Annotated in this window: 21 protein-coding genes; 13 read left to right on the top strand and 8 right to left on the bottom strand. The window is 34.3% G+C overall.

Annotated elements, in window-relative coordinates; translation table 11 throughout:
* Positions 1 to 18: 18 nt before the first annotated feature.
* A complete protein-coding gene (locus H602_RS0101385) occupies positions 19 to 966 on the top strand; it encodes a hypothetical protein (RefSeq protein WP_026976409.1) in 948 nt (315 codons plus the stop codon).
* Positions 967 to 1,327: 361 nt separating this feature from the next.
* Here the strand turns inward: H602_RS0101385 and rimK are convergent, their stop codons facing one another.
* Positions 1,328 to 2,704 carry a 30S ribosomal protein S6--L-glutamate ligase gene (gene rimK, locus H602_RS0101380; RefSeq protein WP_026976408.1) on the bottom strand — a complete coding sequence of 459 codons (1,377 nt, stop codon included), beginning with the start codon at positions 2,702 to 2,704 and terminating at the stop codon, positions 1,328 to 1,330.
* Between the two features lie 129 nt (positions 2,705 to 2,833).
* Complete coding sequence (locus tag H602_RS0101375) at positions 2,834 to 5,377, bottom strand: ATP-dependent Clp protease ATP-binding subunit (RefSeq protein ID WP_026976407.1); 2,544 nt, start codon at positions 5,375 to 5,377, stop codon at positions 2,834 to 2,836.
* A gap of 262 nt (positions 5,378 to 5,639) precedes the next feature.
* Between H602_RS0101375 and gyrA the strand changes: the two genes are divergently transcribed.
* The 5 genes from gyrA to can all read left to right on the top strand — a co-directional run bounded on the left by gyrA (position 5,640) and on the right by can (position 12,506).
* Complete coding sequence (gyrA, locus tag H602_RS0101370; RefSeq protein ID WP_026976406.1) at positions 5,640 to 8,213, top strand: DNA gyrase subunit A; 2,574 nt, start codon at positions 5,640 to 5,642, stop codon at positions 8,211 to 8,213.
* A gap of 34 nt (positions 8,214 to 8,247) precedes the next feature.
* Positions 8,248 to 9,582, top strand: a complete 1,335-nt coding sequence (locus tag H602_RS0101365; RefSeq protein WP_026976405.1) for a tetratricopeptide repeat protein — start codon at positions 8,248 to 8,250, stop codon at positions 9,580 to 9,582.
* Positions 9,583 to 9,789: 207 nt separating this feature from the next.
* Positions 9,790 to 10,068, top strand: coding sequence for a hypothetical protein (locus tag H602_RS0101360; RefSeq protein ID WP_026976404.1), 279 nt, complete (start codon positions 9,790 to 9,792; stop codon positions 10,066 to 10,068).
* A gap of 85 nt (positions 10,069 to 10,153) precedes the next feature.
* Entirely contained in the window at positions 10,154 to 11,833 is a 1,680-nt protein-coding gene (locus tag H602_RS0101355) for a SulP family inorganic anion transporter (protein WP_026976403.1), read from the top strand.
* 37 nt (positions 11,834 to 11,870) lie between these two features.
* Positions 11,871 to 12,506 carry a carbonate dehydratase gene (can, locus tag H602_RS0101350; RefSeq protein WP_026976402.1) on the top strand — a complete coding sequence of 212 codons (636 nt, stop codon included), beginning with the start codon at positions 11,871 to 11,873 and terminating at the stop codon, positions 12,504 to 12,506.
* Between the two features lie 43 nt (positions 12,507 to 12,549).
* Here the strand turns inward: can and H602_RS0101345 are convergent, their stop codons facing one another.
* From H602_RS0101345 to H602_RS0101325, 5 genes are all read right to left on the bottom strand, one after another.
* Complete coding sequence (locus tag H602_RS0101345; RefSeq protein WP_026976401.1) at positions 12,550 to 13,743, bottom strand: LETM1-related biofilm-associated protein; 1,194 nt, start codon at positions 13,741 to 13,743, stop codon at positions 12,550 to 12,552.
* Between the two features lie 58 nt (positions 13,744 to 13,801).
* Positions 13,802 to 14,239, bottom strand: coding sequence for a hypothetical protein (locus H602_RS0101340; protein ID WP_026976400.1), 438 nt, complete (start codon positions 14,237 to 14,239; stop codon positions 13,802 to 13,804).
* A gap of 1 nt (position 14,240) precedes the next feature.
* A complete protein-coding gene (locus H602_RS19215) occupies positions 14,241 to 14,654 on the bottom strand; it encodes a hypothetical protein (RefSeq protein ID WP_026976399.1) in 414 nt (137 codons plus the stop codon).
* A 30-nt stretch (positions 14,655 to 14,684) separates the two neighbouring features.
* Positions 14,685 to 15,227 (bottom strand): RNA polymerase sigma factor, encoded by a 543-nt coding sequence (locus H602_RS0101330; RefSeq protein ID WP_026976398.1) that lies wholly within the window; start codon positions 15,225 to 15,227, stop codon positions 14,685 to 14,687.
* A gap of 133 nt (positions 15,228 to 15,360) precedes the next feature.
* Positions 15,361 to 16,269 (bottom strand): mechanosensitive ion channel family protein, encoded by a 909-nt coding sequence (locus H602_RS0101325; RefSeq protein WP_026976397.1) that lies wholly within the window; start codon positions 16,267 to 16,269, stop codon positions 15,361 to 15,363.
* A gap of 206 nt (positions 16,270 to 16,475) precedes the next feature.
* On the opposite strand from H602_RS0101325, the gene H602_RS0101320 reads away from it, so the two are divergent.
* From H602_RS0101320 to H602_RS0101295, 6 genes are all read left to right on the top strand, one after another.
* Positions 16,476 to 17,102: a Crp/Fnr family transcriptional regulator gene (locus H602_RS0101320; protein WP_026976396.1), complete on the top strand. Its 627-nt coding sequence runs from the start codon at positions 16,476 to 16,478 to the stop codon at positions 17,100 to 17,102.
* A 257-nt stretch (positions 17,103 to 17,359) separates the two neighbouring features.
* A complete protein-coding gene (locus H602_RS0101315) occupies positions 17,360 to 18,670 on the top strand; it encodes a TolC family protein (protein ID WP_051224097.1) in 1,311 nt (436 codons plus the stop codon).
* A 70-nt stretch (positions 18,671 to 18,740) separates the two neighbouring features.
* Positions 18,741 to 19,832 carry an efflux RND transporter periplasmic adaptor subunit gene (locus tag H602_RS0101310; protein WP_026976394.1) on the top strand — a complete coding sequence of 364 codons (1,092 nt, stop codon included), beginning with the start codon at positions 18,741 to 18,743 and terminating at the stop codon, positions 19,830 to 19,832.
* Between the two features lie 85 nt (positions 19,833 to 19,917).
* Positions 19,918 to 23,145, top strand: coding sequence for an efflux RND transporter permease subunit (locus H602_RS0101305; protein ID WP_026976393.1), 3,228 nt, complete (start codon positions 19,918 to 19,920; stop codon positions 23,143 to 23,145).
* 51 nt (positions 23,146 to 23,196) lie between these two features.
* The gene (locus H602_RS0101300; protein ID WP_026976392.1) at positions 23,197 to 23,511 is read left to right on the top strand and encodes a hypothetical protein; all 315 of its coding nucleotides are present in this window, start codon (positions 23,197 to 23,199) and stop codon (positions 23,509 to 23,511) included.
* 46 nt (positions 23,512 to 23,557) lie between these two features.
* A complete protein-coding gene (locus H602_RS0101295) occupies positions 23,558 to 23,746 on the top strand; it encodes a YgaP family membrane protein (protein WP_026976391.1) in 189 nt (62 codons plus the stop codon).
* 62 nt (positions 23,747 to 23,808) lie between these two features.
* Here the strand turns inward: H602_RS0101295 and H602_RS0101290 are convergent, their stop codons facing one another.
* A complete protein-coding gene (locus H602_RS0101290; RefSeq protein ID WP_026976390.1) occupies positions 23,809 to 24,111 on the bottom strand; it encodes a heavy metal-binding domain-containing protein in 303 nt (100 codons plus the stop codon).
* A gap of 193 nt (positions 24,112 to 24,304) precedes the next feature.
* On the opposite strand from H602_RS0101290, the gene H602_RS0101285 reads away from it, so the two are divergent.
* Positions 24,305 to 25,123 carry a M48 family metallopeptidase gene (locus H602_RS0101285; protein ID WP_026976389.1) on the top strand — a complete coding sequence of 273 codons (819 nt, stop codon included), beginning with the start codon at positions 24,305 to 24,307 and terminating at the stop codon, positions 25,121 to 25,123.
* The last annotated feature ends 26 nt before the right edge of the window (positions 25,124 to 25,149 follow it).

The following is a 25,149-nucleotide window of genomic DNA, read 5'->3' as shown; positions in this document are numbered from 1 at the left end:
TTATCAAATTAAAAAGTTATGACTAAAAATATTGTACTTACATTACTAATTTTTCTCAATTCGCTTATTGGTTTTGCACAAGCTTTTTCTAAAGTTAAGACCAATCAACACCAGCAAATCAGCGGTACCAATATCTCAATAGTGCCACCAAGCTCATTTGTACCGTCCGATAATTTTAAAGGGTTTCAAAATCCAGAAGATCCCACATCAATGCTTATGGTAGTGGAAGTTCCTGCTCCATATTCAGAAATTGAACGTGGTTTTAATGCTGATATGCTACAAACGAAGGGAATGGAATTAAAAGCTAGAACGGATATAAGTATAGCTGAATTTAAGGGTTTGTTGTTAGAATTAGATCAATCGGCTAATGGAATGGAATTTTCGAAACATATTCTAATATATGGGAATGAAAAAGCAACGACCATTATAAATGGCGTTTTCTTAAAAGATTCTATAGTTTTGGGAGAAAAAATGAAGCATAGTATTTTGACAACCTTTTTGGATTCTAATTTATTAACAGATCCAAGAGGAGCTTTAAATTATGATGTAGACGAACATGTTGGTGCTCTAAAGTTCAATATTGTAATGGGAAATGGCATGCTTTTTAACCGAGATTTGAAAAGACCTACTGAAAGTCTTGACAAAGCAAGTTTACTAACGGGTACCTCTTTCTCAAACGCTGAAATTAAAAATGAAAAGCTATTTTGCATCTCAAGAATTAAAAAGTATCCAGATGATTATTCGTTAATTCCAAGCAAATTAATTAATGCAGTTGAAATAGATGGTTTAAAAGGATATGAGCTTTTTGCAAAAAATAATGATAAAACTGCAGAAGAAATGTATCAAGTAATTTTATTTGATGAAAAGGTTGGTTATTATTTATTTGTAGGAACGTATACAGCCGGAAGTGAAGATGCTGTAAAAGATATCAAGCGTGTTATACGTACATTTAAAAGAAAATTGTAATCGAATTGTTTGCATTTAGCTTCTCCATTAAAGAACATAAACCCTTCTTTTTGTTAAAGATTTGGAGCACAGTGTGGTGTCTGGTGTAATAAGTATATTTATTGAACTAGGTAAATAAAGATTAAATGAAAAAAATATACTACTGCAATTAAAATTTTAAGTATCTTAGACGTATAATTTATTGAAGCAATCGGATGTAGCTGCACTACAATTGCATTGCTTTAACCTCGAAGTGCTGTCAACGCTAACGTTAGGAATATAAATTAGGGCATACAAAAGGGGAGTTCTTTTATTATAAAAGAACTCCCTTTTCAATTTACAGCGTCTGCATTTAGAGGTTGACAACAGTATTAAAGCTATATTATGCTTGTCTGTGTCTAAAATTCTTTTCAATCGCTTTAATCATTTCTCCTGCAATATCTTTATTGGTAGCGCCTTCAATTCCTTCTAATCCAGGGGAAGAATTTACTTCCAATAGAAGCGGTCCTTTTGAGGAACGAATAATATCAACTCCTGCCACTTTTAAGTCCATTGCTTTTGCTGCCTTAATGGCAATTCTACGTTCTTCTGCAGTTACTTTAATGATGGATGCCGTTCCGCCTAAATGGATGTTAGCTCTAAATTCTCCAGGTAAAGCTTCTCTTTGAATGGCTGCCACTACTTTTCCATCAATTACAAAACAACGAATGTCTTTTCCGTTTGCTTCTTTGATGAACTCTTGCACTAGAATGTTAGCATTCAAACTTTTAAACGCATTGATTACACTTTCCGCCGCTTTTTTAGTTTCTGCTAACACAACTCCTTTTCCTTGCGTTCCTTCTAATAATTTTACGATCAATGGCGAACCACCAACCATTTTTATCAAATCATTTGTGTCCAAAGGCGAGTTTGCAAAACCTGTGGTAGGGATATTAACCCCATGATTTAATAATAATTGTAAAGAATATAATTTGTCTCTTGATTGGGTAATTGCCGAAGCTGAATTTAAGGTGAACACTTTTAAGGCTTCAAATTGCCGTGTCAATGCACAACCGTAAAAGGTAATACTTGGTCGGATTCTTGGAATAACAGCGTCAAACTTATCTAATATTTTACCACCACGGTAATGAATCTCTGGGTTTGTGGCGTCAAGTTTCATGTAACATTCTTTGATGTTCAAAAAATGCATTTCATGACCTCTCATTTCACCCGCTTCCATGATTCGCTTGTTGGAATACAATTCTGGATTGCTGGCTAAAACGCCGATTCGTAAACCTGTTTTAGCTTGATCAGCCGATTTATAAATTTCTTTCAACGCATCAGAAGACGGTTGGCCTAATAAATATTTCTGAGATGGATCCACTAATACGCGTCCGCTCATGGCTTCACGGCCTAAAAGCATGCGGAAACCCATGGAATCACGGTTGGTTAACGTAATTTCAACCGACCAATGTTGGCCACCAATTTCCAATTCGGCACCAACTACGTAGCGTTGTTCTCTAAATCCACTAGAACTCTTCACTACACGTTTGTCAATCAATCTTGATTCGCAGTGAATGATTGTTTTTGAGTTATTTTGAATAGGATTGATATCAAATTTGACCCAATTTTCGCCATCTTTAACAAAAGGAGCAATATTGAGGGCATGCAAAGCAGATGTTTTAGCACCTGAATCTACTCTTGCTTTAATTGTAGGAATTCCTAGGGCTGGAAATGAGCACCATTCTTCACTTCCTACAATAACTTTTTCTTGTAACATGGATTTAATTTTTGAAATTTGAATGTATCAAATGTAGAAATTTGTTTTTAAATCTAAGGAGTTAAAGGCAAAAAAATAAAAAACCCGCACTGAATTAACAGGCGGGCTTGTAACATATTGTTACTGAACTTATTTTGTAGATTCCTTCATTTTATTTACACGAACGCTCAATTCTGTTTGACCTTCGGTATAATCCATGAAAATTTCATCGCCTACACTGATTTTAGTAGTGATAATTTCCTCTGCTAAAGTGTCTTCCACATATTTCTGAATCGCTCTTTTTAACGGACGCGCTCCAAATTGCTTGTCAAAACCTTTTTCAGCAATGTATGCTTTGGCTTCTGCAGAAAGATTCAATTGGTACCCCAAGTCTTTAATTCGAGCGTAAAGCTTCTCTAATTCCAATTCGATGATTAAGTCGATGTGTTCTTTTTCTAAAGGATTAAACACGATTACGTCGTCAATTCTGTTTAAAAATTCAGGTGCAAAAGCTTTTTTCAACGCGTTTTCAATTACACTTTTAGAATGTTCGTCACTTTGCGCTGTTTTTGCAGCCGTTCCAAAACCAACACCTTGTCCGAAATCTTTCAATTGGCGTGCGCCAATATTAGAAGTCATGATGATAATTGTATTTTTAAAATCTACTTTTCGGCCCAAACTGTCGGTTAAATATCCATCATCCAAAACTTGAAGCATCATGTTAAAAACATCAGGGTGTGCTTTTTCAATCTCATCTAAAAGGACCACCGAGTAGGGCTTACGTCGTACTTTCTCTGTTAATTGTCCACCTTCTTCATAACCCACGTATCCCGGAGGTGCTCCAACTAAACGAGAGATGGCAAATTTCTCCATGTATTCACTCATGTCAATACGGATCAATGCTTCTTCAGAATCAAACAATTCTTTTGCAATAACTTTAGCCAATTGTGTTTTACCCACACCTGTTTGACCCAAGAATATAAACGAACCAATTGGTCGATTTGGATCTTTCAATCCTGCACGATTTCTTTGAATAGAGCGTGCAATTTTCATTACAGCTTCATTCTGTCCAATAACCTTACCTTGAATAAGTTCAGGTAATTTAGCTAATTTATTACTTTCAGTCTGTGCAATGCGGTTAACAGGAATGCCCGACATCATTGAAACTACATCAGCCACATTGTCTTCGGAAACTTCCATTCGGTTATTTTTCGAGTCTTCTTCCCATTGTTCCTGAGCGATTGCTAAGTCTTTCTCAATGCGTTTTTCATCATCGCGAAGACGTGCTGCTTCTTCATATTTTTGACGTTTTACAACACTTGTCTTCAGTTCTTTTACTTCTTCCAATTGACGTTCCAATTCTAGTATTTGCTTTGGCACTTCAATGTTGGTAATATGAACTCTTGAACCCGCTTCGTCTAAAGCATCAATTGCTTTGTCTGGAAGAAAACGGTCTGACATGTACCGGTCCGTTAATTTTACGCAGGCTTCAATCGCTTCGTCTGTAAAGGTAACATTGTGGTGGTCTTCGTATTTATTTTTAATGTTGTGCAAAATAGTAATCGTTTCAGTCACCGTAGTTGGCTCCACAATTACCTTTTGAAAACGACGCTCTAAAGCTCCATCTTTCTCGATGTATTGACGGTATTCGTCCAGCGTAGTTGCTCCAATACATTGTATTTCTCCTCTTGCTAAAGCGGGTTTAAACATATTAGCAGCGTCAAGCGAACCTGTTGCGCCACCAGCTCCCACAATGGTGTGGATTTCGTCAATGAATAAAATGATGTCGTCGTTCTTTTCTAGTTCGTTCATCACGGCTTTCATTCGCTCCTCAAATTGTCCACGGTACTTTGTTCCCGCAACTAGACTGGCTAAATCAAGTGTAACCACTCGTTTACCAAACAAGACCCGAGATACTTTCTTTTGGATAATGCGTAATGCTAAACCTTCTGCAATTGCTGATTTACCCACTCCAGGCTCACCAATCAATAGCGGATTGTTCTTTTTACGTCGACTTAAAATTTGTGAAACGCGCTCAATTTCTTTTTCACGACCTACAATGGGGTCTAATTTTCCCTCTTCGGCCATTTCTGTTAAATCTCTACCAAAATTATCAAGCACCGGAGTTTTTGACTTCTTGTTTGACTTATTGGCTGGATTATTAAACGAAGCTTCTTTAAAACTGTCATCTTGTCCTGCATCCTCGTTATACGATTCGTTTTTAGGCAAGTTTTCTATAAAATCGTCATTTGTTGGCGTCATATTTAGATATTGTTCTTTAGCTACATCATAATCTACTTTCAGCTTATTGAGTAACTTGGTTGTTGGATCGTTCTCGTTTCTTAAAATGCACAACAATAAGTGTGCAGTGCTGATGGACGTACTTTTGAACACTTTAGCCTCTAGAAACGTAGTCTTTAACGCACGTTCGGCTTGAATGGTCAATTGTAAATTCCGCTTGTCGTTATTGCTTTGAGCACTAGGATTTGGGGGACTTAATATTTCAACCCTCTTTCGAAGATGTTCTAAATCTACCGATAAATTGTTCATTATATTAATGGCTTTGCCGTTCCCGTCTCTTAAAATTCCTAACATCAGATGCTCGGTTCCAATGAAGTCGTGACCCAAACGGAGTGCCTCTTCTTTACTGTACGTGATTACATCTTTTACTCTTGGTGAAAAATTGTCATCCATAATTATTAGTTGGTTCTATTAAATTAGTGCTTATGCTCTATGTTTTGCAAAAATCATTCCCATAGAAAACCCTGTCAGCTAATAGACAAAAAATATTTTAAATATAAAAGTTAAATCAATGCTAACTTATCAACTTATACCGGTGGCATAACTGTTAATAAAAAGGGTAAATTTCTACTAAATATATATACGAAAAATCTTCAAAAAAGGTTATATTAGCGGGATTTTTAGAATAAACAATTTTTAATTATAAATATAGAAAATGGCTGACGGAGAAAAGTTAATTCCAATAAACATAGAAGATGAAATGAAATCAGCTTACATCGATTACTCGATGTCGGTTATCGTTTCCAGAGCACTTCCAGATGTTAGAGATGGTTTGAAACCTGTACACCGAAGAGTTTTATATGGGATGTATGATTTGGGAGTCACTTCAAGATCAGCTCATAAAAAATCGGCAAGAATTGTAGGAGAAGTTTTAGGAAAGTACCACCCACACGGAGATACTTCTGTTTACGATGCCATGGTTCGTATGGCTCAGGAATGGAGCATGCGCTATTTATTGGTAGACGGTCAAGGTAACTTTGGATCTGTAGATGGTGATAGTCCAGCAGCAATGCGATATACGGAGGCTAGAATGCGCAAGATTTCGGAAGAAATTATGGCAGATATCGAGAAAGAGACTGTTGATTTTCAACTGAATTTTGATGATACTTTGTACGAGCCTACGGTTATGCCCACGCGAGTTCCTACCTTATTAATTAATGGTGCAACGGGAATTGCGGTAGGTATGGCAACCAATATGCCTCCTCACAACTTAACGGAAGTGATTGATGGAACTTTGGCATATCTGGATAATAACGATATTGAAATTGATGAGTTGATGAACCACATCAAAGCGCCCGATTTTCCAACAGGAGGAGTAATCTATGGTTATGATGGTGTTCGTGAAGCTTTCAAAACAGGTAGAGGTCGTATCGTGATGCGTGCTAAAGTAGGTTTTGAAGAAGTGGACGGACGCGAATGCATCATTGTTACTGAAATTCCGTATCAAGTGAATAAAGCAGATATGATCAAACGTACTGCTGATTTAGTTAACGAAAAGAAAATTGAAGGTATTGCCAATATCCGTGACGAATCGGATAGAAATGGTATGCGAATCGTTTATATTTTGAAACGTGATGCTACGCCAAATGTGGTTTTAAATACCTTATATAAGTATACTGCATTACAATCTTCATTTAGTGTAAATAATATCGCCCTTGTAAAAGGACGTCCACAAATGTTGAACGTAAAAGATATGATTCACTATTTCATTGAGCACCGTCATGACGTTGTAGTTCGTAGAACACAATTTGAATTGCGCAAAGCTGAGGAAAGAGCCCATATCTTAGAAGGATTGATCATTGCTTCGGACAATATTGACGAAGTGATTGCTTTAATTCGTGGATCTAAAAACACAGAAGAAGCAAGAGAAAAACTAATTGAGCGATTCAAACTTTCTGATATTCAAGCAAGAGCGATTGTTGAGATGCGTTTGCGTCAATTGACAGGTCTGGAACAAGACAAGTTGCGATTGGAATACGAAGAATTAATGAAAACCATAGACTATTTAAAAGGATTATTGGCTGACGTTAATTTAAGAACCGACTTAATTAAAGAAGAGTTAATTGAAATCCGTGACAAATATGGTGATGAACGTCGTTCTGTTATCGAATATGCGGGTGGAGATGTAAGTATCGAAGATTTAATTGCTGATGAAAATGTAATCATTACCATTTCGCATGCAGGTTACATCAAGCGTACTAATTTAAATGAGTACAAAACGCAAAATAGAGGAGGCGTTGGACAAAAAAGTGCAGGAACAAGAGATCAAGATTTCTTGGAACACATGTTTGTAGCAACCAATCACCAGTACATGATGTTCTTTACGCAAAAAGGAAAATGTTTCTGGATGCGTGTGTATGAAATTCCTGAAGGAAGTAAAACCAGTAAAGGTCGTGCGATTCAGAATTTGATCAACATTGAAAGTGACGATAAAGTGAAAGCGTTTATTTGTACACAAGATTTAAAAGACTTGGATTACATCAACAGTCATTATGTGATTATGGTAACCAAGCAAGGTCAGGTTAAAAAGACTTCGTTAGAACAATATTCTCGTCCAAGGGTAAATGGTGTTGCAGCCATTACAATTCGCGAAGACGATGAATTATTAGAAGCAAAATTAACCGATGGTGAAAGCCAAATTCTAGTTGCAGTTAAATCCGGAAAACTAGTTCGTTTTGAAGAAGGTAAAACGCGTCCAATGGGAAGAACGGCTTCTGGAGTTCGCGGAATTACACTTCAAGATGAAAAAGATGAAGTAATTGGTATGGTTTCTGTAAATAAAGATAATGTAAACGAAACACAACTTCTTGTTGTTACTGAAAAAGGCTACGGTAAACGTACTAAATTAGTAGAAGAAGACGGTGTAGATGTGTACCGAATTACTAACAGAGGTGGTAAAGGTGTAAAAACACTTAACATTACTGAGAAAACCGGAGCATTGATCTCTATCAATGCAGTGAATGATAATGATGATTTGATGATTATCAATAAATCAGGATTGACCATTCGTATGGCTGTTGAGGATTTACGAGTAATGGGACGCGCTACACAAGGTGTGAAATTAATCAACATCAAAGGAAGCGATTCTATTGCAGCTGTTACGAAAGTAATGAAGGATGATGAAGAGGAAATTAAACTAGAAGAAGAATCGGAAGATGGAGCAGAAGCAGTGGAAGGAACTTCAGATGAAAATGAAGATTCAGAACCAACTCCTGATACCGAAGAATAATAATTATTTGGAACACTAATTAAAATTTTAAAAGATGAAAAGAAAATATAGTATTGTAGCGGCAGCGTTATTAATTTCAATGGGTGCTGTAGCACAGAAAGATGAGTTTAAGACGTTGAAAAAAATCTACGAAAAAGACAAACCGAGTGCAAAAGATGTAATGCAGTATAAAGCAGCCGTTGTATCCGCAACGCCTTTAGTTGCTGCTTCGAATGAAGAAGACACGGTATATCTAAATTTTTATAAAGCTGGAATTCCATTCGTTGAAATGAATGAGGCTATGGCAAAGCCGGAAAATAGCATTAATCCTGCAAATGCGTTCAAATATTTTACTGCTGATAAAATTGCAGATCTTACCGATAAAGCGAATGCGGTTTTGGCATACGAGAAAAAATCAGGAAAATCTGTTTTTACAAAAGACATTCAGGAAATGCAACTTAATTTCAAGCCAACCTTATTGTCTTATGCAATTAGTTTAGGAAATGAAAAAAGATTTTCAGATGCTTCAAGTGTTTTGTACAGTATGTATAAAATGGATCCAACTGATGTGGAGAAATTATACTATGCGGCAAATTATGCAGTAAATGCTTCAGATTTTAAATCGGCACTGATTTATTACCAGACCTTAAAAGATTTGAACTATTCTGGCGAAAAGATGAACTACACAGCGACCTCTAAATTGAATGACACGGATGAGTTTTTTGGTTCAAAATCAGATCGTGATAAAGCCATCAAGGTCGGTACGCATACTAACCCTAAAGATGAACAAGAGCCTTCAAAAAGAGGTGAGATTTACAAGAATATCGCACTTATCTATGTAAGCGAAGGTAAGACAGACGAGGCAAAAACAGCTATTATTGAAGCTAGAAAAGCCAATCCAGACGATGTTTCTTTAATTTTAGCAGAAGCTGATTTGTATTTGAAAACTAATGAAATGGATACTTATGCAAAACTGATCAAGCAAGTTTTAGAAAAAGATCCAAACAATGCAGATTTAGTATACAACTTAGGAGTAGTAAGTGGTCAAAACAAGGACAGCAAAAATGCAGAAGTTTATTATATGAGAGCAATTGAGTTAAAGCCAGATTTTGCCAATGCTTATTATAATTTATCTGCTGTTAAATTAGATGCTGCTCAATTGATATTAGATCAAATGAACAAGTTAGGTGTAACCGCTGCAGATAACAAAAAGTTTGATGTTTTAAAAGAACAGCGAAATGGCATTTTAAAAGAATCTATGTCACTTTTAGAAAAAACAGTGAGTTTAGATAAAAAGAACTTAGATGCAAAGGAAGTACTTTTAAGCGTATATAAAGCTCTTGAAATGAAGGAGAAAGCAAAAGCACTTTCCGCTCAGCTTGACAAATAAATAAATTTTTTTCTGATAAGCCAGTCTAACATAGACTGGCTTTTTTTATGGTCTAAATTTCGTAATCCGATTACCTTTAAATATATCGATAAAAGAATATTTATTAAACAGTACATCAGCATCAAAGTCACTGTACAATGTTAATTTTTTTTTAATGTTTTACATTTTTTAATGTGAAAACAACATTGATGTCTTATTTTTGTAGCAATGAGAATTCTAACACACATTTTGTTGCTTGTATTCGTGGCTTTTTTAGCTACGCCAACAATCGTGTGTGTAATTAGCGAAACTGTAGATACGTCTTATTTTTACAGTGTAGCAGAAGAAGAGCTTGCTCACAAAGAGTTGAAGACCTTTAAAGAAGTGTTGAACCTGGATCACCTTTTCAATTTTACAAGTGCTGATGCAACGTTAATTATTTCTGAGAATTTCTTGAAGCATGACAATATTACTCCTTCTATTTTTTCTCCTCCACCCAACGTATAATTATATTTAATAGGTCAGTTCGCTGACATCTAAATCTTTGACTTTAGTGTCAAGGAGTAACTATCATTATAATTATTTTACGGAAATGACAAAGAAAATCAATCTTTTTGCCAACCTCAAATCGGATATTCCAGCTGGTTTGGTGGTTTTTTTAGTGGCGTTGCCACTGTGTTTAGGAATTGCATTAGCCTCTGGTGCGCCACCATTATCAGGAATTATCGCTGGTGTTGTAGGTGGTATTGTGGTAGGACTTTTTAGTAATTCACATTTAAGTGTTTCTGGTCCCGCTGCAGGATTAACTGCAATTGTATTAACTGCAATAACCGATTTAGGGGCATTCAATATTTTTCTTACAGCTGGCTTAATTGCAGGTTTGATTCAATTGATCTTGGGTTTTGTAAAAGCAGGAAGTATTTCAAATTACTTTCCTACAAATGTAATTGAGGGGATGTTGGCCGGAATTGGAGTGATCATTATTTTAAAACAAATTCCTTATGCTGTAGGTTATAATGCAGATTTCGAAGGGAGTGAGTCTTTTATTCAACAAGATGGAGGAACTACTTTTTCTTCCCTCTTTGGTGTTTTGGATCATATTCATTTAGGTGCGGTAATAATAACCGCCATATCACTGACTATTTTATTGTTGTGGGACAAAGTTCCTTTCTTACAAAAATTGAAATTAGTTCCTGGAGCTTTAGTTGCAGTAATTGTAGCAATTGTATTGAACGAAGTCTTTACTAGTTCTGGAAGTAGTTTGGCGATTGATGCAGAACATTTAGTTGCTTTACCCGTGCCGGAATCGTTAGCAGAATTCAAAGAAATTATTTTACTGCCCGACTTTAGTGCATTCTTAAATTATAAAGTGTGGATTGTAGGGGCAACTATTGCTGTAGTCGCTTCGATTGAAACTTTACTCTGTATCGAAGCAGCAGATCGAATGGATGAACAAAAGCGATTGACAAATACCAATGTGGAACTAAAAGCACAAGGTATAGGAAATATTATCAGTTCGTTTCTTGGAGGTTTGCCATTGACATCCGTCGTGGTACGAACTTCAACTAACAATAGTGCTGGTGCAAAATCTAAAATGGCGGCAATAGTTCACGGTGTGTTTCTATTGGTAAGTGTTTTAGCAATACCATTTTTACTGAACAAAATACCTTTTGCGACTTTAGCAGCCGTATTATTTGTTGTTGGATATAAGTTGGCAAAGCCTTCTAAAATTATGCATTTCTGGCAAAAAGGTAAATACCAATTTATACCGTTTATAGCAACTTTAGTGGGTGTGGTTTTTATGGATTTACTAAAAGGTGTTGCATTAGGTATTGTAATTAGTATAATTTTCATCATAAGAGGAAATATGCAACGCGCTTATCGATTTAGAAAAGAAAATTATGCAGAAGGTAATGTAATCCGAATTGACCTTGCACAAGAAGTTTCTTTCTTAAATAAAGCAGCAATTAAGAGCACACTTAATGCCATTCCAGAAAATGCTCGAGTAGTAATCAATGCGCAAGATACCGTTTACATCGCGCATGATGTATTGGATTTAATCTATGAATTTGCCACCATTAGAGCGGTGGAAGAAAATATAAAAGTCAAATTGAAAGGATTTAAAAAAGCCTATGAATTGGACGACATTGAAAATGATAATAATCACGTCTTTTTTGAAAGTTTTGAGGAAGTTCAGATTAGAAAAGAAGCGCGAGAACAATACAATCAATGCATTGCTATTTTAGAAAAAGATAAAGTAGCAGAAAATTAGTAAGATTCAAATAACATCAATTTAAAGAATAAATATAATGAGCGATTTCTATAAAAAAATTATTGAGGGAAATAAAAATTGGGTAGCGAGTAAAATCAACGAAGATCCAGAATATTTTGAAAAATTATCAAAAGGGCAGTCCCCACCATTATTGTGGATTGGTTGTTCGGACAGTAGAGTTCCAGCAAATGAAGTAATTGGTGCGCAACCTGGAGAAGTTTTTGTGCATCGTAATATTGCCAATATGGTTGTACATTCGGACATGAATATGTTGAGTGTATTGGATTACGCTGTCAATGTTTTAAAGGTGAAACACGTCATCGTTTGTGGTCACTACGGTTGTGGTGGTGTAAAAGCTGCGTTAGGAAATGACTCTATCGGAATTATTGACAATTGGATCAGACACATTAAAAACGTATATCGTTTGCACCACACGTATTTGGACTCTATAGTTGATCCTACTGCACGATTTGATGCTTTTGTAGAATTAAATGTGAAAGAGCAAGTATTTGATTTAGCGAAAACTTCTATTGTACAAGGTGCTTGGAAAAGTGGCAGCGAGTTGAGTTTACACGGTTGGGTTTACGGACTAAATTCTGGAATCGTAAAGGATTTACAAGTAAATCTTTCTAATAATAGAGATTTAGATGCCGTTTATCAATTAGAATTTTAAATTACATCCATAAAAATTAAAAACCACTTTCAAGTGGTTTTTTTTATTCCAAATTCTCATTAAAAGCGGTAGGCAGAAGCTTAGGAATGAATTTTATTAATATAGGCAGTAATAAACTTCCTCCAGGCAATAAGAAAATCGTGAGCGATGGAATTGTTTTACAAATATCGAGCAGCTGTTTTTTAACTTTCTTTTTTTCCTTTTCCTCCAAATCACGGTGTGTAGAATGCGCCAGCAGCACCATCAACTCGCCACTTTGAGAAAGTTCTTTGACTAATCTGTTTTTATTTCTTGTAATCAACACTACAACGGTTTGCGTAGCTTGATCATAAAAATGTTTGACGGGATTGGAATAATTAAAGTAAGGAATTTCCTTTTTGTTTAACTGTATAAATTGATCCGTGCTCTTAATACTCTCGGTTACAAATTGAGCATTTACCTTCATCAGCTTTGCCAATTCGTATAAAAACGATGCTTCGCCTTGTTCTATAATTTCATCACTCCACAAAGCCAAACCAGCCATATCAATTAAATAATAGCGTTCTAAATTGGACGAGAAATACTTTAAATCTAATGTTTCTAAATTTTGAACATTCACTTTTGAAAATTTGGTAAACCGTACCGAAGCCTCAAAAAGTTTGATCAATAATTCATCGTATTTTGAAGGATTTGCTTTAGTCTTTAAAGCTAATGAAACGAGACTTACAATTGCTTCTTCTAATTTTTTTAGATAGTTCTCTGGAACTTCACCGTGTACCAAATAATGAGTGAAAGCCAACACATCTTCAAACAATAATGCATTGGTTACAATGTGCGAAAAATTCTTACTGATGATATTTTCATTCGTTTTAACGCGCTCATTGATCAATTTCTCCAGACTTTGACTTTCAGTGTCGCCCGGAAGAATTTTTTTAAGTAGATTAAAAGTTTCGGGATGAATTTTATTGTAAAACTGAAGTGCGACAGTGATGAATTTCTTTGCATCTACGTCTTGCGTCACCATTTCAAAAGTGGTGTATAGCGTATTGAGTAATGCTACTTTAGAAATTTCTTCGCTTATCCATCCTTTAGTATCAATAGCTTCACGGGTATCAAACGATATAATGTGTCCGTAAATAAAACCAGTGGAACGAATGCGCTTGTAGAAGGTTTCGGGATAATCCGTAGCAGGCACTTTTGAAACACCTTGTTCCAAAAAAAACTTCTCAATCCAACCACTAGCCGATGCATTAATCATCTTTTTAATTTTTACATCAAAAGTAAAAAAATTAAACGCAACAAATTAGTTTCTGCTCTTAATTTCTTTTTCGATATTGTTTTAATAACGATTTATTAAAATTATCTTCTGACTGCTTCAACTGTAAAATCTTTGTTGGACTGATAATTTTCTTTAATTCCACCATTAATTTCTTTCTGTTTTGATAACTTTCGTCTTCAATAGTATCAATTTGATTTAACAAAGCGGTAGCCTCTGCATCTGATAGCGTTTTTACAGGTTTGTCATGAAGTTCTTGTCTAAATTTACGCATTTTTACCATACGCAAATTGTATTGCTTTTCATCAAATGCATTGTAAATAGGCCAAAATTTCTCCGCCTCAGCACTTGTTAAGTTCAAATCTTTTGTGATGTAGGCAATTTTGAGCGTTTTAATTTTTTCGTTTTTCGAATCCTGACTGTAGAAGGTAATCGAAAATAATAAGAAAAGGACGGTAATAAGTTGCTTTGCTTTCATATTATTCAGCTATATAGTTTTCAAAACTAGGGTTGGATGTTAAAATATTTTCAATGGATTGATCTTCAAAATCTAAATCAACTTGCATGTCATCTAAATCTTCGGAATCTATTAAATTCATCACTTCGTATTGCGAGCCGTACGACTGATAGGAAATATAATTTTCTAAGGAAGCAGTATCAATTTGCTCAATTGTTGTAATTGAATTTGAGGTTAAAAATGGAATGCTCAATGCAATTACGATAACAGCCGCAGCTGCATACATAAAAGTGGTTAGCGAAAATAATTTGCCTTTCTTAGGCTTTTCTTCTGCTATTTTTTCCATAATAAGGTCAGGAAAATTATCAAAATAATTTTCTGGAGCTTTAAAACCGCTCTCTATTTTTGGATGTTTATCTAAACTAAATTTATTCATAATACTTTGACCTTTAAATGTTCAAATAGTTTAATCGTTATTCATAAAAAGTTCTATCTTTCGAGCTGCATGAAAATAAGATGCTTTTGATGCTCCGGCGGTAGTACCTAAAATTTCAGAGATTTCATTGTACTTTAATTCCTGAAAATACCGCATTTTAAAAACCAATTGTTGTTTTTCAGGCAGGAGAGCAATCGCTTTTTGCAATTTTAATTGTGCTTCGTCTGCGTCAAAATAAGTATCCGATTGGAGCTTATCGATTTCTTTTTGGGCATATTCTTGGTTGGAAATGTTGTTCTTCTTTGCTTTTTGGTTGATAAAAGTAATAGACTCATTTGTGGCAATTCTATAAATCCAAGAAAATAATTTACTTTCCCTTTTAAAATTCTTCAAATTTCTGAATACTTTGATAAAAACATTTTGCAATACATCATTTGCATCTTCATGATTCAACACAATAGAACGCACATGCCCATACAAGGGTTTCTGAAAATCTTTAATAAGTTTTTCAAAAGCTTGATTTTGCGTTTTTGGATGCAATAATTGGTCGATAAATTCCTTCTCGTCCTGCAAAGTCTGAATTTAGATATTGGACTATTTTTAAGTTAAAAGGTTTAATTGAAAAGTTCAAATTAAAAACTTTTGCTATTAAATTAAGATTTCATTCACCGTCATGAGGGTATAGAAGTCCAAGAAATTCGATTTACTAATTTTCAGAACTACGTTCCGGCCCCATTTGAAGTGGCATTTCAGCGAGTGATACGCCTCCTTTTATTCCAAAATCTAAAGTTCGAATAGGGAATGGAATCATAATGTCATTAGCGTCGTACGCTTTCTTAATTCGTTTAATGGCTTCGCTTCCTACTAAGTTGTACGTGGATTGTTCAGTAGTATTTATCCACATTCGGATGGAAAGATTAATGGAGCTGTCGCCAAATTCAGTAAAAAATACGCTTACTTCATCCGTTTTTGAAAGCATTTCAATGTCTTTTACAGCATTCAAAGTTATTTGTTGTACTTTATCTAAATCATCTCCATAAGAAACACCAACAGTTAAATCAAAACGTCGCTTATTAATCAATGTATAATTTTCAATCGGATTTTGAAAAACGTCTTTATTGGGTATAATTACAATCTTACCTTGAAAAGTTTCAATTTCGGTATCTCGCAGATTAATGCCCTTAACTTTTCCCATGTAATCTTTAATTTGCACAATATCGCCAATTCGAATTGGTTTTCTGAACGAAATAAAAATTCCTGAAATAAAATTGGCTGCAATATCTTGAAATGCAAACGCAAGTCCTAAACCTAAAATACCTGCTCCAGCAAGAATGGATGTAACTGCTTTATCTAAATTCAAAATACTCAACACCGTAAATAAAACGATTCCAATCATTACCGCATAAACAATAGAACTGAATAAATTGTTAAGTGTATGATTGGGAGAAACTTTTGAAATTAACTTTTTTGCAATTCTCCGAACAAATTTTGCTACATAAAAACCAATAACCAGAACAACAGCACTGACGATAATATTTGGTAAAAGTTTGACTAATGCTTCGGCCCAATCCATTAGTTTTGTTGTAAGTAGGTCAGTAATATTTGCGATGTCCATGAAAATTATAGTTTTAATTAAAGTATGAAAAATTGTTATTGTTACAATTTAGTGCATTTTCAACAGTTAACGGAATTTTTATCAACTATTTTTAAATAATTTAACAATAGTTTAAAATTACGATAGAGAGAATAATTTTGAAAAATAAATGTTTTCGCATCCGTTAATAGTGTCTTGTAAATGAAAACTAATCTTATATTTGCTAAATGAATCCACTGCAAGAAATTTCCGAATTTAAGACATCGCCAGAATTGATCGCCAAGTTATATGAATTTGGTATTCAAAAAAACTATAAAGCAGGAAGTATTATATTGAATGAAAATTCACATATTCGTTCGATTCCAATTGTCACCAAAGGAGTGATGAAAGTAATTAGGTTGGAAGACGACGGTCGCGAAATTTTATTATACTACATCAAAGCCGGTGAAAGTTGCATCATGTCTTTTTTGGGCGGAATGCACAATGAAACCAGTAAGGTGAAAGCGGAAGTGGAGGAAGATGCCGAAATTTTGTTCCTTCCGATGGAAAAAGTATCTCTTTTTATCAAAGATTATCCCCAATGGTTAGATTATATTTTCAGACTGTACCACAAACGATTTGAAGAATTATTAGAAATAATCAATGCCATCGCATTTAAAAAAGTGGACGAACGTTTGTTGAATTTACTTAAAACTAAATCAGAATTGACGAAATCCAAAACGCTGTCCATTACTCATGAACAATTAGCCAATGAGTTAGGAACCGCTCGAGTAGTAGTTTCTCGACTTTTAAAACAATTGGAAGAAAACGGAGAACTTATTTTGGGTCGAAATAAAATTCAATTATTGAAATAATAGTTCTTCATTTAATACCGATTTCTATTTTTACTACTTAACACCACAATTATAACTTTCTAGAAATTAAGTTGTAAATCAGGATGTCTGTTGACCTGATTTATCCATATTTTAATTTATCGTCTATAGATTATGACTTGTCTCAAATTATATCCCAAATTCATAAATCATAATTCATAGTTCCTTGTGTAACTAATGTAACTGTACACACCAATCTTTAGTCGGATTTTTACATTATTAATTAAACGTATAAGTTTATGAATGCAAAATATCTGACTTTATTTCTTTTGACCTTTTTTGTTTTTACACAAGTGAAAGCACAAGACACGATAGGAATCTCTAAAGAAACGGTACTTAAAAAAGTAACTGAAGGAAATTTACAAATAAAAATTTCCCAACACGATTTCAAAGCTTCTCAAGCAGAATACCGACAATCTTCGGCAGTTTTCTTGCCCAATATTACGGTTTCTCATACTGGAATTTCCACTACAAATCCCTTAATGGCTTTTGGTTCCAAATTGAATCAGGAAATCTTGACTCAAAATGATTTCAATCCAAGTTTATTGAACAACCCGGATGTAATTCAAAACTTTGCGACCAAAATTGAAGTTTTACAACCAATTTTAAATTTCGATGGTTTTGCACAACGACAAGCCGCCCGAATTAAAGCCCAATCCTACAAACTTCAATCAGAACGCACGGAAGAGGCAATGCTTTTGGATGCTAAAAAAAGTTATATGGAGTTGCAATTGGCTTATCAAAGTGTTCAAGTTTTGGAAAAAGCATTACAAACTGCCAAAGAAAACGGAAGAATGGTCGATAATTTTAGCAAACAAGGTTTGGTTCAAAAAACAGATGTTCTTTCTGTTGAAATTAGAATAAACGAAATCAAAAACCAACTGCAAATGGCAAAATCTGCCGTTAGAAATAGTTCCGATTACATTGGTTATTTGGTAAACAATGAAGAAAAAAATGTGATTTATAAGCCACTTGATGCATTTGAATTGGATGAAAATGCCGCAACAGAAGCAACTTCACTTTCTAATAGAAAAGATTTTCAGGCTATGGCTTTATCAACAGAAGCGTATGGGAAAATGGTTTCCGCTTCAAAAATGAGTTTTCTTCCACGGTTGAATGCCTTTGGATCTTATGAATTGTACGATAAAAATATCTTTGGAACCAGTGCAAAAGGTTACGTTATCGGAGCTCAATTGTCATGGAATATTTTTGATGGTTATAAATCCATTGGAAAATTACAACAAGCAAAAATCGTTTTTGAAAAAGCACAAACCGAAGAATTCCAATACAAAGCAAAAAGTGAATTGGAGTTAAATAAGTTTAACCGTCAACTATTAGATGCAAAAGAGAAAGTGAATTTAGCTCAACTTAACGTAAACCAATCCACCGAAGCATACCGAATTCGTCAAAACAGATTTGAACAAGGTTTAGAAAAAACAGCTGATGTTTTGATATCGGAAATGCAAAAAATTCAAAAAGAATTAGAGTACAAACAAGCTGTTTTTGAATATAATTTCACTAAAGAGTACGTGACTTTTTTAAGTAAGTAAAGTATTAAGACTAGAGTATCAAGTATTAAGATTTATCAAATCTGTGTTCCAAAAAAATAAAATTATCAAGATGAAAACAAAAATAACAACATTAATCCTTTCAGCTCTTTTCCTAATCTCTTGTGGTGACGAAAAGAAAAACGAAATCGCAACTGAAACTCCAATCGCAGTAAAAGTTAGTGGAACAACAGAAAACGATAACAGTCCATTTGTAACGGCAAGTGGAAAAATCGAATCCCAAAAAAGTGCCAATGTAAGTACAAGAATGATGGGTTACGTAACCAAAGTGAATGTGAAAATGGGACAAAAAGTAAGTCAAGGTCAATTATTGGTAAGTATCAATAACACAGATTTACAAGCTAAAAAAGCACAAGTTGATGCTTCAATTTTACAAGCAACTGCAGGATTCAACAATGCAAAAAAAGATTATGAGCGTTTTAAAACCTTGTTTTCACAGCAAAGTGCTTCTCAAAAAGAATTAGACGATATGACCTCTCGTTACGAAATGGCAAAAGCTGGTTTAGAAGGAGCAAAGCAAATGCGTAACGAAGTAATGGCAAAATTTTCTTACTCAAATATTACAGCACCATTTTCTGGAGAAGTTACAAATACTTTCGTAAAAGATGGTGATATGGCAAACCCAGGAATGCCTTTAGTAAGTGTAGAAGGAAACGGGGTAATGCAAGTAATGGCAATGGTTTCGGAAGGTGATATAACTTCCATTAAAAACGGAATGCCAGTTGATGTTTTAGTAAAATCATCCAATCAACAATTAAAAGGAAAAGTTAGCGAAGTAAGTGGTTCGGCAACAAATACTGGTGGACAATATTTAGTAAAAATCAATTTAGATAAAACAGATGCAACTATCCTTTCGGGAATGTTCGTAAATGTTCAATTTCCTATTGAAAAACCAAAAGCTAAAACAGAAACTCAAACAAAAAAAGCAGATATAGTTTTAGTTCCAGAATCTGCATTAGTAAATCAAGGTCAATTAACTGGAATTTATACTGTAAGTAATAATGTAGCCATTCTTCGTTGGATAAGAACAGGAAAATCATTCGGAAATCAAGTAGAAGTTCTATCAGGATTATCAGCAGATGAAAAATATATAGTTTCAGCAGAAGGAAAATTATACAACGGAGTAAAAGTTAGTATTCAGTAATTAGTTTTTAGTATTCAGTCGCAGTTTTCATAAAGTTTGAAATCTGAAACTAAAAAAACTAAAAATAACTTTAAACAAAAGAAAAATGCAAGAAGGTATAGCAGGTAAAATAGCCCATTTTTTCATCAATTCTAAATTGACTATCTTATTAATGGTAGGTTTGATGATCATTGGAGTATATAGTTCGTTCTTAATTCCGCGTGAAGAAGAACCACAAATTAACGTTCCAATGGCTGATGTAATGATTGGTTATCCAGGAGCAAGTCCAGCAGAAGTAGAAAGTAGGGTGATAAAACCACTTGAAAAAGTGTTGTCAAATATCAAAGGTGTTGAGCATTTACATAGTATGGCTATGAATGGTCAAGCTATGATAATTGTTCAATTTTATGTTGGAGAAGATTCAGAACGTTCGTATGTGAAATTATACGATGAGTTGATGAAAAACGAAAATATTTTCCCGAAAGGCGTTTATAAACCAATGGTAAAAACACGTTCCATTGACGATGTCCCTATGTTGGGATTAACGCTTTGGAGTGAAACATTAAATGATTTTGAAATCCGTCAAATTGCAGAAGAAGTAACTTCTGAAATTGAAAAAGTAAAAGATGTTGCTATTACTAAAGAAATTGGTGGAAGAACGCGTCAGCTTAAAGTTGTTTTAGACAAAGATAAAATGGCTGAAAACGGAGTGGATGCTCTTGGAGTTATGCAAATGATTCAAGCCAATAATGGAAGCTCTCAATCTGGAAGTTTTGTGTCAAAAGACGAAGAGTTTTTAGTTACAACAGGTGAATTTTTAAAAAGTTCCGAAGATGTTGAAAATTTAGTAATTGGTGTAAATGCAAATATGCCAGTTTACTTAAAACAAGTAGCTAAAATTCAAGACGGACCAGCAACTCCAAGTAGTTATGTGTCTTTTGGATATGGAAAAGCGAATGAAAAATATACCAAAAATAAATCAGAATATCCAGCCGTTACCATTTCTGTAGGAAAGGTAAAAGGTGCAGATGCGATGAAAATTTCAGACAAGATTCTTGAAAAAGTTGAAGGTTTAAAGAAAAATTTAATCACAAATGATGTGCACGTAGAAGTTTCTCGTAATTATGGAGAAACAGCTTCGCATAAAGTAGGTGAATTGTTAATGCACCTTGGAATTGCAATTATTGCTGTAACACTTTTAGTAATGCTTGCCATGGGTTGGCGTGGTGGATTAGTAGTATTCTTTTCTGTGCCCTTAACTTTTGCATTAACGTTGTTTGCCTATTATATGTTAGGATACACGTTGAATAGAATTACACTTTTCGCATTAGTTTTCGTTGTAGGAATTGTAGTTGATGATAGTATAATCATAGCCGAAAATATGCACCGACATTTCAAAATGAAGCGATTGCCTTTCAAACAAGCAGCTATTTTTGCGATTAATGAAGTAGGAAATCCAACGATTTTAGCAACGTTTACTGTAATTGCAGCGATTCTACCAATGGCTTTTGTATCCGGAATGATGGGGCCTTATATGAGTCCAATGCCAATTGGTGCTTCAATTGCGATGTTACTTTCATTATTTGTTGCCTTAACTGTAACACCTTATTTGGGTTATCATTTATTACACGAAAAAGACGAACAAAAAGAAAAAGAAGAGCAAGGTTTAGAGACTTCTTGGATTTACAGAATGTACAATAAAATAGAACGACCATTTTTAGATAGTTCTATCAAACGTAGAGTAATGTTAGGAGTTACAGTTTTATTATTAATTGGTTCTGTGACGATGTTTTTCACGAAATCAGTTTTAGTAAAAATGCTGCCTTTTGATAATAAAAATGAGTTTCAAGTCGTAGTAGACATGCCTGAAGGAACAACTTTAGAAAGAACGGCAGCTGTTACACAAGAAATTGCTCAATATTTGACTACAATTCCAGAAGTGGTTGATTATCAAAATTATATTGGAACTTCAGCACCAATTACGTTCAACGGATTAGTTCGTCATTATGATTTACGTGGTGGAAGTAATATGGCTGATATTCAAGTCAATTTATTACACAAAGCAGATCGTGACTTACAAAGTCATGATATTGCTAAAATTGTACGTCCAGAAGTGCAAAAAATTGCTAAAAAATATGGAGCTAATGTCAAAATTATTGAAGTTCCGCCTGGACCACCAGTTTTATCCACTTTAGTTGCCGAAATTTATGGACCAGATTACAAACAACAAATTGAAGTTGCCAATCAAGTAAAAGGAATTCTTGAAAAAACAGCGGATATTGTAGATGTGGATTGGATGACTGAAGACAATCAAGTTGAATATACATTAGAAGTGGATAAAGAAAAAGCAATGCTTAACGGAATTGCTCCTCAACAAGTAGTGGGTAATTTAACCTATTTACTTCGCGAAATGCCGGTTTCAAATTTATATGATGAAAATTCAAATGATAATGTAAACATCGTTCTTTCCTTAGATGACAAAGACAAAACGTCCTTACAAGATATTCAAAACTTAAAAATTAAAGGAAGTAGAGGGAATGTTGTTCCAGTTTCTGATTTGGTGAAAGTGGTGGAAGGAACGTTACAAAAAACAATTTATAGAAAAGACCAAAAACGTGTAGTTTATGTAACCGCTGATATGGCTGGAGATTTAGAAAGTCCTGTATATGCAATTTTAGGAATGAATGAAGAGCTTCAAAAAATAAAGTTGCCTGCAGGTTATAAAGTAAGCGAATTGTACATGGAACAGCCTACTGATGAAAGCGATTTCACTGTAAAATGGGATGGGGAATGGCAAATTACTTTAGAAGTTTTCCGTGATTTAGGAATTGCTTTTGGAGTAGTAATCGTAATCATTTACATGTTGATTGTAGGATGGTTCCAAAACTTTAAAACGCCATTGGTCATGATGATGGCTATTCCACTTTCATTAGTTGGAATTGTATTTGGGCACTGGTTGTTAGGTGCTTATTTTACAGCAACATCTTTTATTGGAATGATTGCTTTAGCAGGAGTAATGGTGCGGAATTCCGTCTTACTGATTGATTTTATAGAGATTCGATTAAATGAAGGAGAACCTTTAAAACAAGCAATTATAGAAGCTGGAGCTGTTAGAACAACGCCAATTTTACTAACAACAGGTGCAGTTGTAATTGGAGCCGTAATTATTCTTTTTGATCCAATTTTCCAAGGATTAGCCATTTCATTAGTATTTGGAGCAATTGTTTCAACTGTCTTAACCTTAATTGTTGTGCCATTAATTTACTACATAGTAGAACGTAAAAAATGGGAACATCAAGATGTTGTCGAAGAAAAAAAAGAGGGAATTAAATAATAATTAACCTGCAAGGTTACCAAAGCCTTGCAGGTTTTTATAGAATACATTATGAAATTACTAATAATTACAGCAATAAAAGAGTTTGAAAAAGAAATTAAACGTCAATTAAAAAATGCAAAAGTCAATACCTTTTCTTATAAAAATGTTATTGGATATAGAGACAGCACTATGGATGCTATAGAATCTAATTGGTTTTCAAGCGAAATGAATAAATCGGAATCAATACTTTTTTACGCCTTTGTAAAAAAAGAAAACGTAGATAAGTTTTTTGACTCCATTAATGCGTTTAATGCTACACAAGATACAATTTCAAATATTCACGTGGCAGTCTTAGCAATAGAAAAATCAAATTTAATCACCTAACCTGCAAGGTTTTCAAAACCTTGTAGGTTTAATAAAAAACAAAAAAATGGTAAATAAATTAATAACAAGAATAGCAGGAATATTTATAATAATAAGCGTGCTATTAGGAATGTACGTAAATCCAAACTTTTATTGGTTTACCATATTTGTAGGAGCAAATTTACTTCAATCCTCATTCACCAATTGGTGTTTATTAGGAGATATTCTTCGAAAAGTATTCAAAGTAAAAGACTAAATTTAGTGTATACAATATGCCGTCTCATTCGTGAAACGGCATTTTTCGCACTAAATAATAGATTACCTTTTTACAATATTTACAGCAGTTCCAGTTATACTAACCATAATATAGTTACTTGTTGTAAGTTCAATATCAACAGATATTCCAACGATAGCATTGGCATTTAATTTTTCAGCCTCTAGTTTTATTTCCTTGAAAGCTTTTGCCTTCACCTCTGAAACGCTATCGCTCATTCCTTCATAAAACTTTTGCATGTTAAATGTCAACGTCGTTTTTTGCATGTTTACAGCAGTTCCAGAAACAATACCTCTATAGGCAATAATTTGGTAATCTTCAACGGAATTCGTGGTGGTTAAAATCATAATTTAAGTTTATAGTTTTTTTGTTAGTCTCTGATTGTATTTAATTGTTACAATACACTGCCAAACAGTAGAAGTGGCAAGAAAGTTAGACTTTTAAAGCAAAATAAGTGTTTAAGTATAAATTATTTCTGAAATTCCATATTTTAACTTTCAGAAAAAAATGTAATTTTACCACGGATAAATTAAATCGATTATGAAAAAATACACATACATTTTTACAGCGCTTGTTTTAGGAATTGTTGCCTCTTGTGCCACCAATCCTTTTTCAGGAAAGAAAACATTGGCATTGGTTCCAGATTCGCAAATATTACCTTCTGCTTTTGCGCAATACAGTACTTTTTTAACTGAAAACAAGGTGGTTAATGGTACTTCAAATGCAAAATTAGTGGAATCCGTTGGTATTAAAATTAAAAATGCAGCAGAACGCTATTTAAATGCAAATGGATATGAAGGTTATTTAAAAGATTATCGTTGGGAATATAAATTAGTAGAAAGCAAAGAAGTAAATGCTTGGTGTATGCCTGGCGGAAAAATCGTTGTTTACAGCGGAATTCTTCCAATTACTAAAACTGAAGCTGGTCTAGCCACTGTAATGGGTCATGAAGTGGCACACGCTTTAGCCAATCACGGACAACAACGAATGAGTAGTGGTATGCTTCAAGAACTAGGAGCTGCTGGAGCTCAAATAGCCGTTAGCGGAAAAAGTGCCGAAACACAAGCGTTAGCAATGCAAGCATATGGAATTGGAACGCAAATTGGAGTTGCTTTACCTTTTAGCCGAAGTCACGAAACAGAAGCGGATGAAATTGGATTAACTTTAATGGCCATTGCAGGATATAATCCAGAAGAATCTGTAGCTTTCTGGGGCAGAATGTCCGCCAATTCAGGAGGTGGAGCGCCACCCGAATTTATGAGCACACACCCTTCCGACCAAACTAGGATGAGCAACTTACAACGATTGATTCCAAAAGCAAAAGCAGAAGCCGCAAAATTTGGAGTTACATTTAAATAAAATAGAGTACTTTCGAAGCTGCCAAT

The organism is Flavobacterium tegetincola DSM 22377, from assembly GCF_000425485.1.
Lineage (GTDB): Bacteria > Bacteroidota > Bacteroidia > Flavobacteriales > Flavobacteriaceae > Flavobacterium > Flavobacterium tegetincola.
The sequence above is the reverse complement of the archived record's forward strand: the minus strand, read 5'-3'. Positions and strand labels throughout refer to the sequence as shown.

Coding starts and splice junctions, on each gene's coding strand:
- H602_RS0101385 (WP_026976409.1), top strand. CDS start 19: ATGACTAAAAATATTGTACTTACATTACTAATTTTTCTCAATTCGCTT.
- rimK (WP_026976408.1), bottom strand. CDS start 2,704: ATGTTACAAGAAAAAGTTATTGTAGGAAGTGAAGAATGGTGCTCATTT.
- H602_RS0101375 (WP_026976407.1), bottom strand. CDS start 5,377: ATGGATGACAATTTTTCACCAAGAGTAAAAGATGTAATCACGTACAGT.
- gyrA (WP_026976406.1), top strand. CDS start 5,640: ATGGCTGACGGAGAAAAGTTAATTCCAATAAACATAGAAGATGAAATG.
- H602_RS0101365 (WP_026976405.1), top strand. CDS start 8,248: ATGAAAAGAAAATATAGTATTGTAGCGGCAGCGTTATTAATTTCAATG.
- H602_RS0101360 (WP_026976404.1), top strand. CDS start 9,790: ATGAGAATTCTAACACACATTTTGTTGCTTGTATTCGTGGCTTTTTTA.
- H602_RS0101355 (WP_026976403.1), top strand. CDS start 10,154: ATGACAAAGAAAATCAATCTTTTTGCCAACCTCAAATCGGATATTCCA.
- can (WP_026976402.1), top strand. CDS start 11,871: ATGAGCGATTTCTATAAAAAAATTATTGAGGGAAATAAAAATTGGGTA.
- H602_RS0101345 (WP_026976401.1), bottom strand. CDS start 13,743: ATGATTAATGCATCGGCTAGTGGTTGGATTGAGAAGTTTTTTTTGGAA.
- H602_RS0101340 (WP_026976400.1), bottom strand. CDS start 14,239: ATGAAAGCAAAGCAACTTATTACCGTCCTTTTCTTATTATTTTCGATT.
- H602_RS19215 (WP_026976399.1), bottom strand. CDS start 14,654: ATGAATAAATTTAGTTTAGATAAACATCCAAAAATAGAGAGCGGTTTT.
- H602_RS0101325 (WP_026976397.1), bottom strand. CDS start 16,269: ATGGACATCGCAAATATTACTGACCTACTTACAACAAAACTAATGGAT.
- H602_RS0101320 (WP_026976396.1), top strand. CDS start 16,476: ATGAATCCACTGCAAGAAATTTCCGAATTTAAGACATCGCCAGAATTG.
- H602_RS0101315 (WP_051224097.1), top strand. CDS start 17,360: ATGAATGCAAAATATCTGACTTTATTTCTTTTGACCTTTTTTGTTTTT.
- H602_RS0101310 (WP_026976394.1), top strand. CDS start 18,741: ATGAAAACAAAAATAACAACATTAATCCTTTCAGCTCTTTTCCTAATC.
- H602_RS0101305 (WP_026976393.1), top strand. CDS start 19,918: ATGCAAGAAGGTATAGCAGGTAAAATAGCCCATTTTTTCATCAATTCT.
- H602_RS0101300 (WP_026976392.1), top strand. CDS start 23,197: ATGAAATTACTAATAATTACAGCAATAAAAGAGTTTGAAAAAGAAATT.
- H602_RS0101295 (WP_026976391.1), top strand. CDS start 23,558: ATGGTAAATAAATTAATAACAAGAATAGCAGGAATATTTATAATAATA.
- H602_RS0101290 (WP_026976390.1), bottom strand. CDS start 24,111: ATGATTTTAACCACCACGAATTCCGTTGAAGATTACCAAATTATTGCC.
- H602_RS0101285 (WP_026976389.1), top strand. CDS start 24,305: ATGAAAAAATACACATACATTTTTACAGCGCTTGTTTTAGGAATTGTT.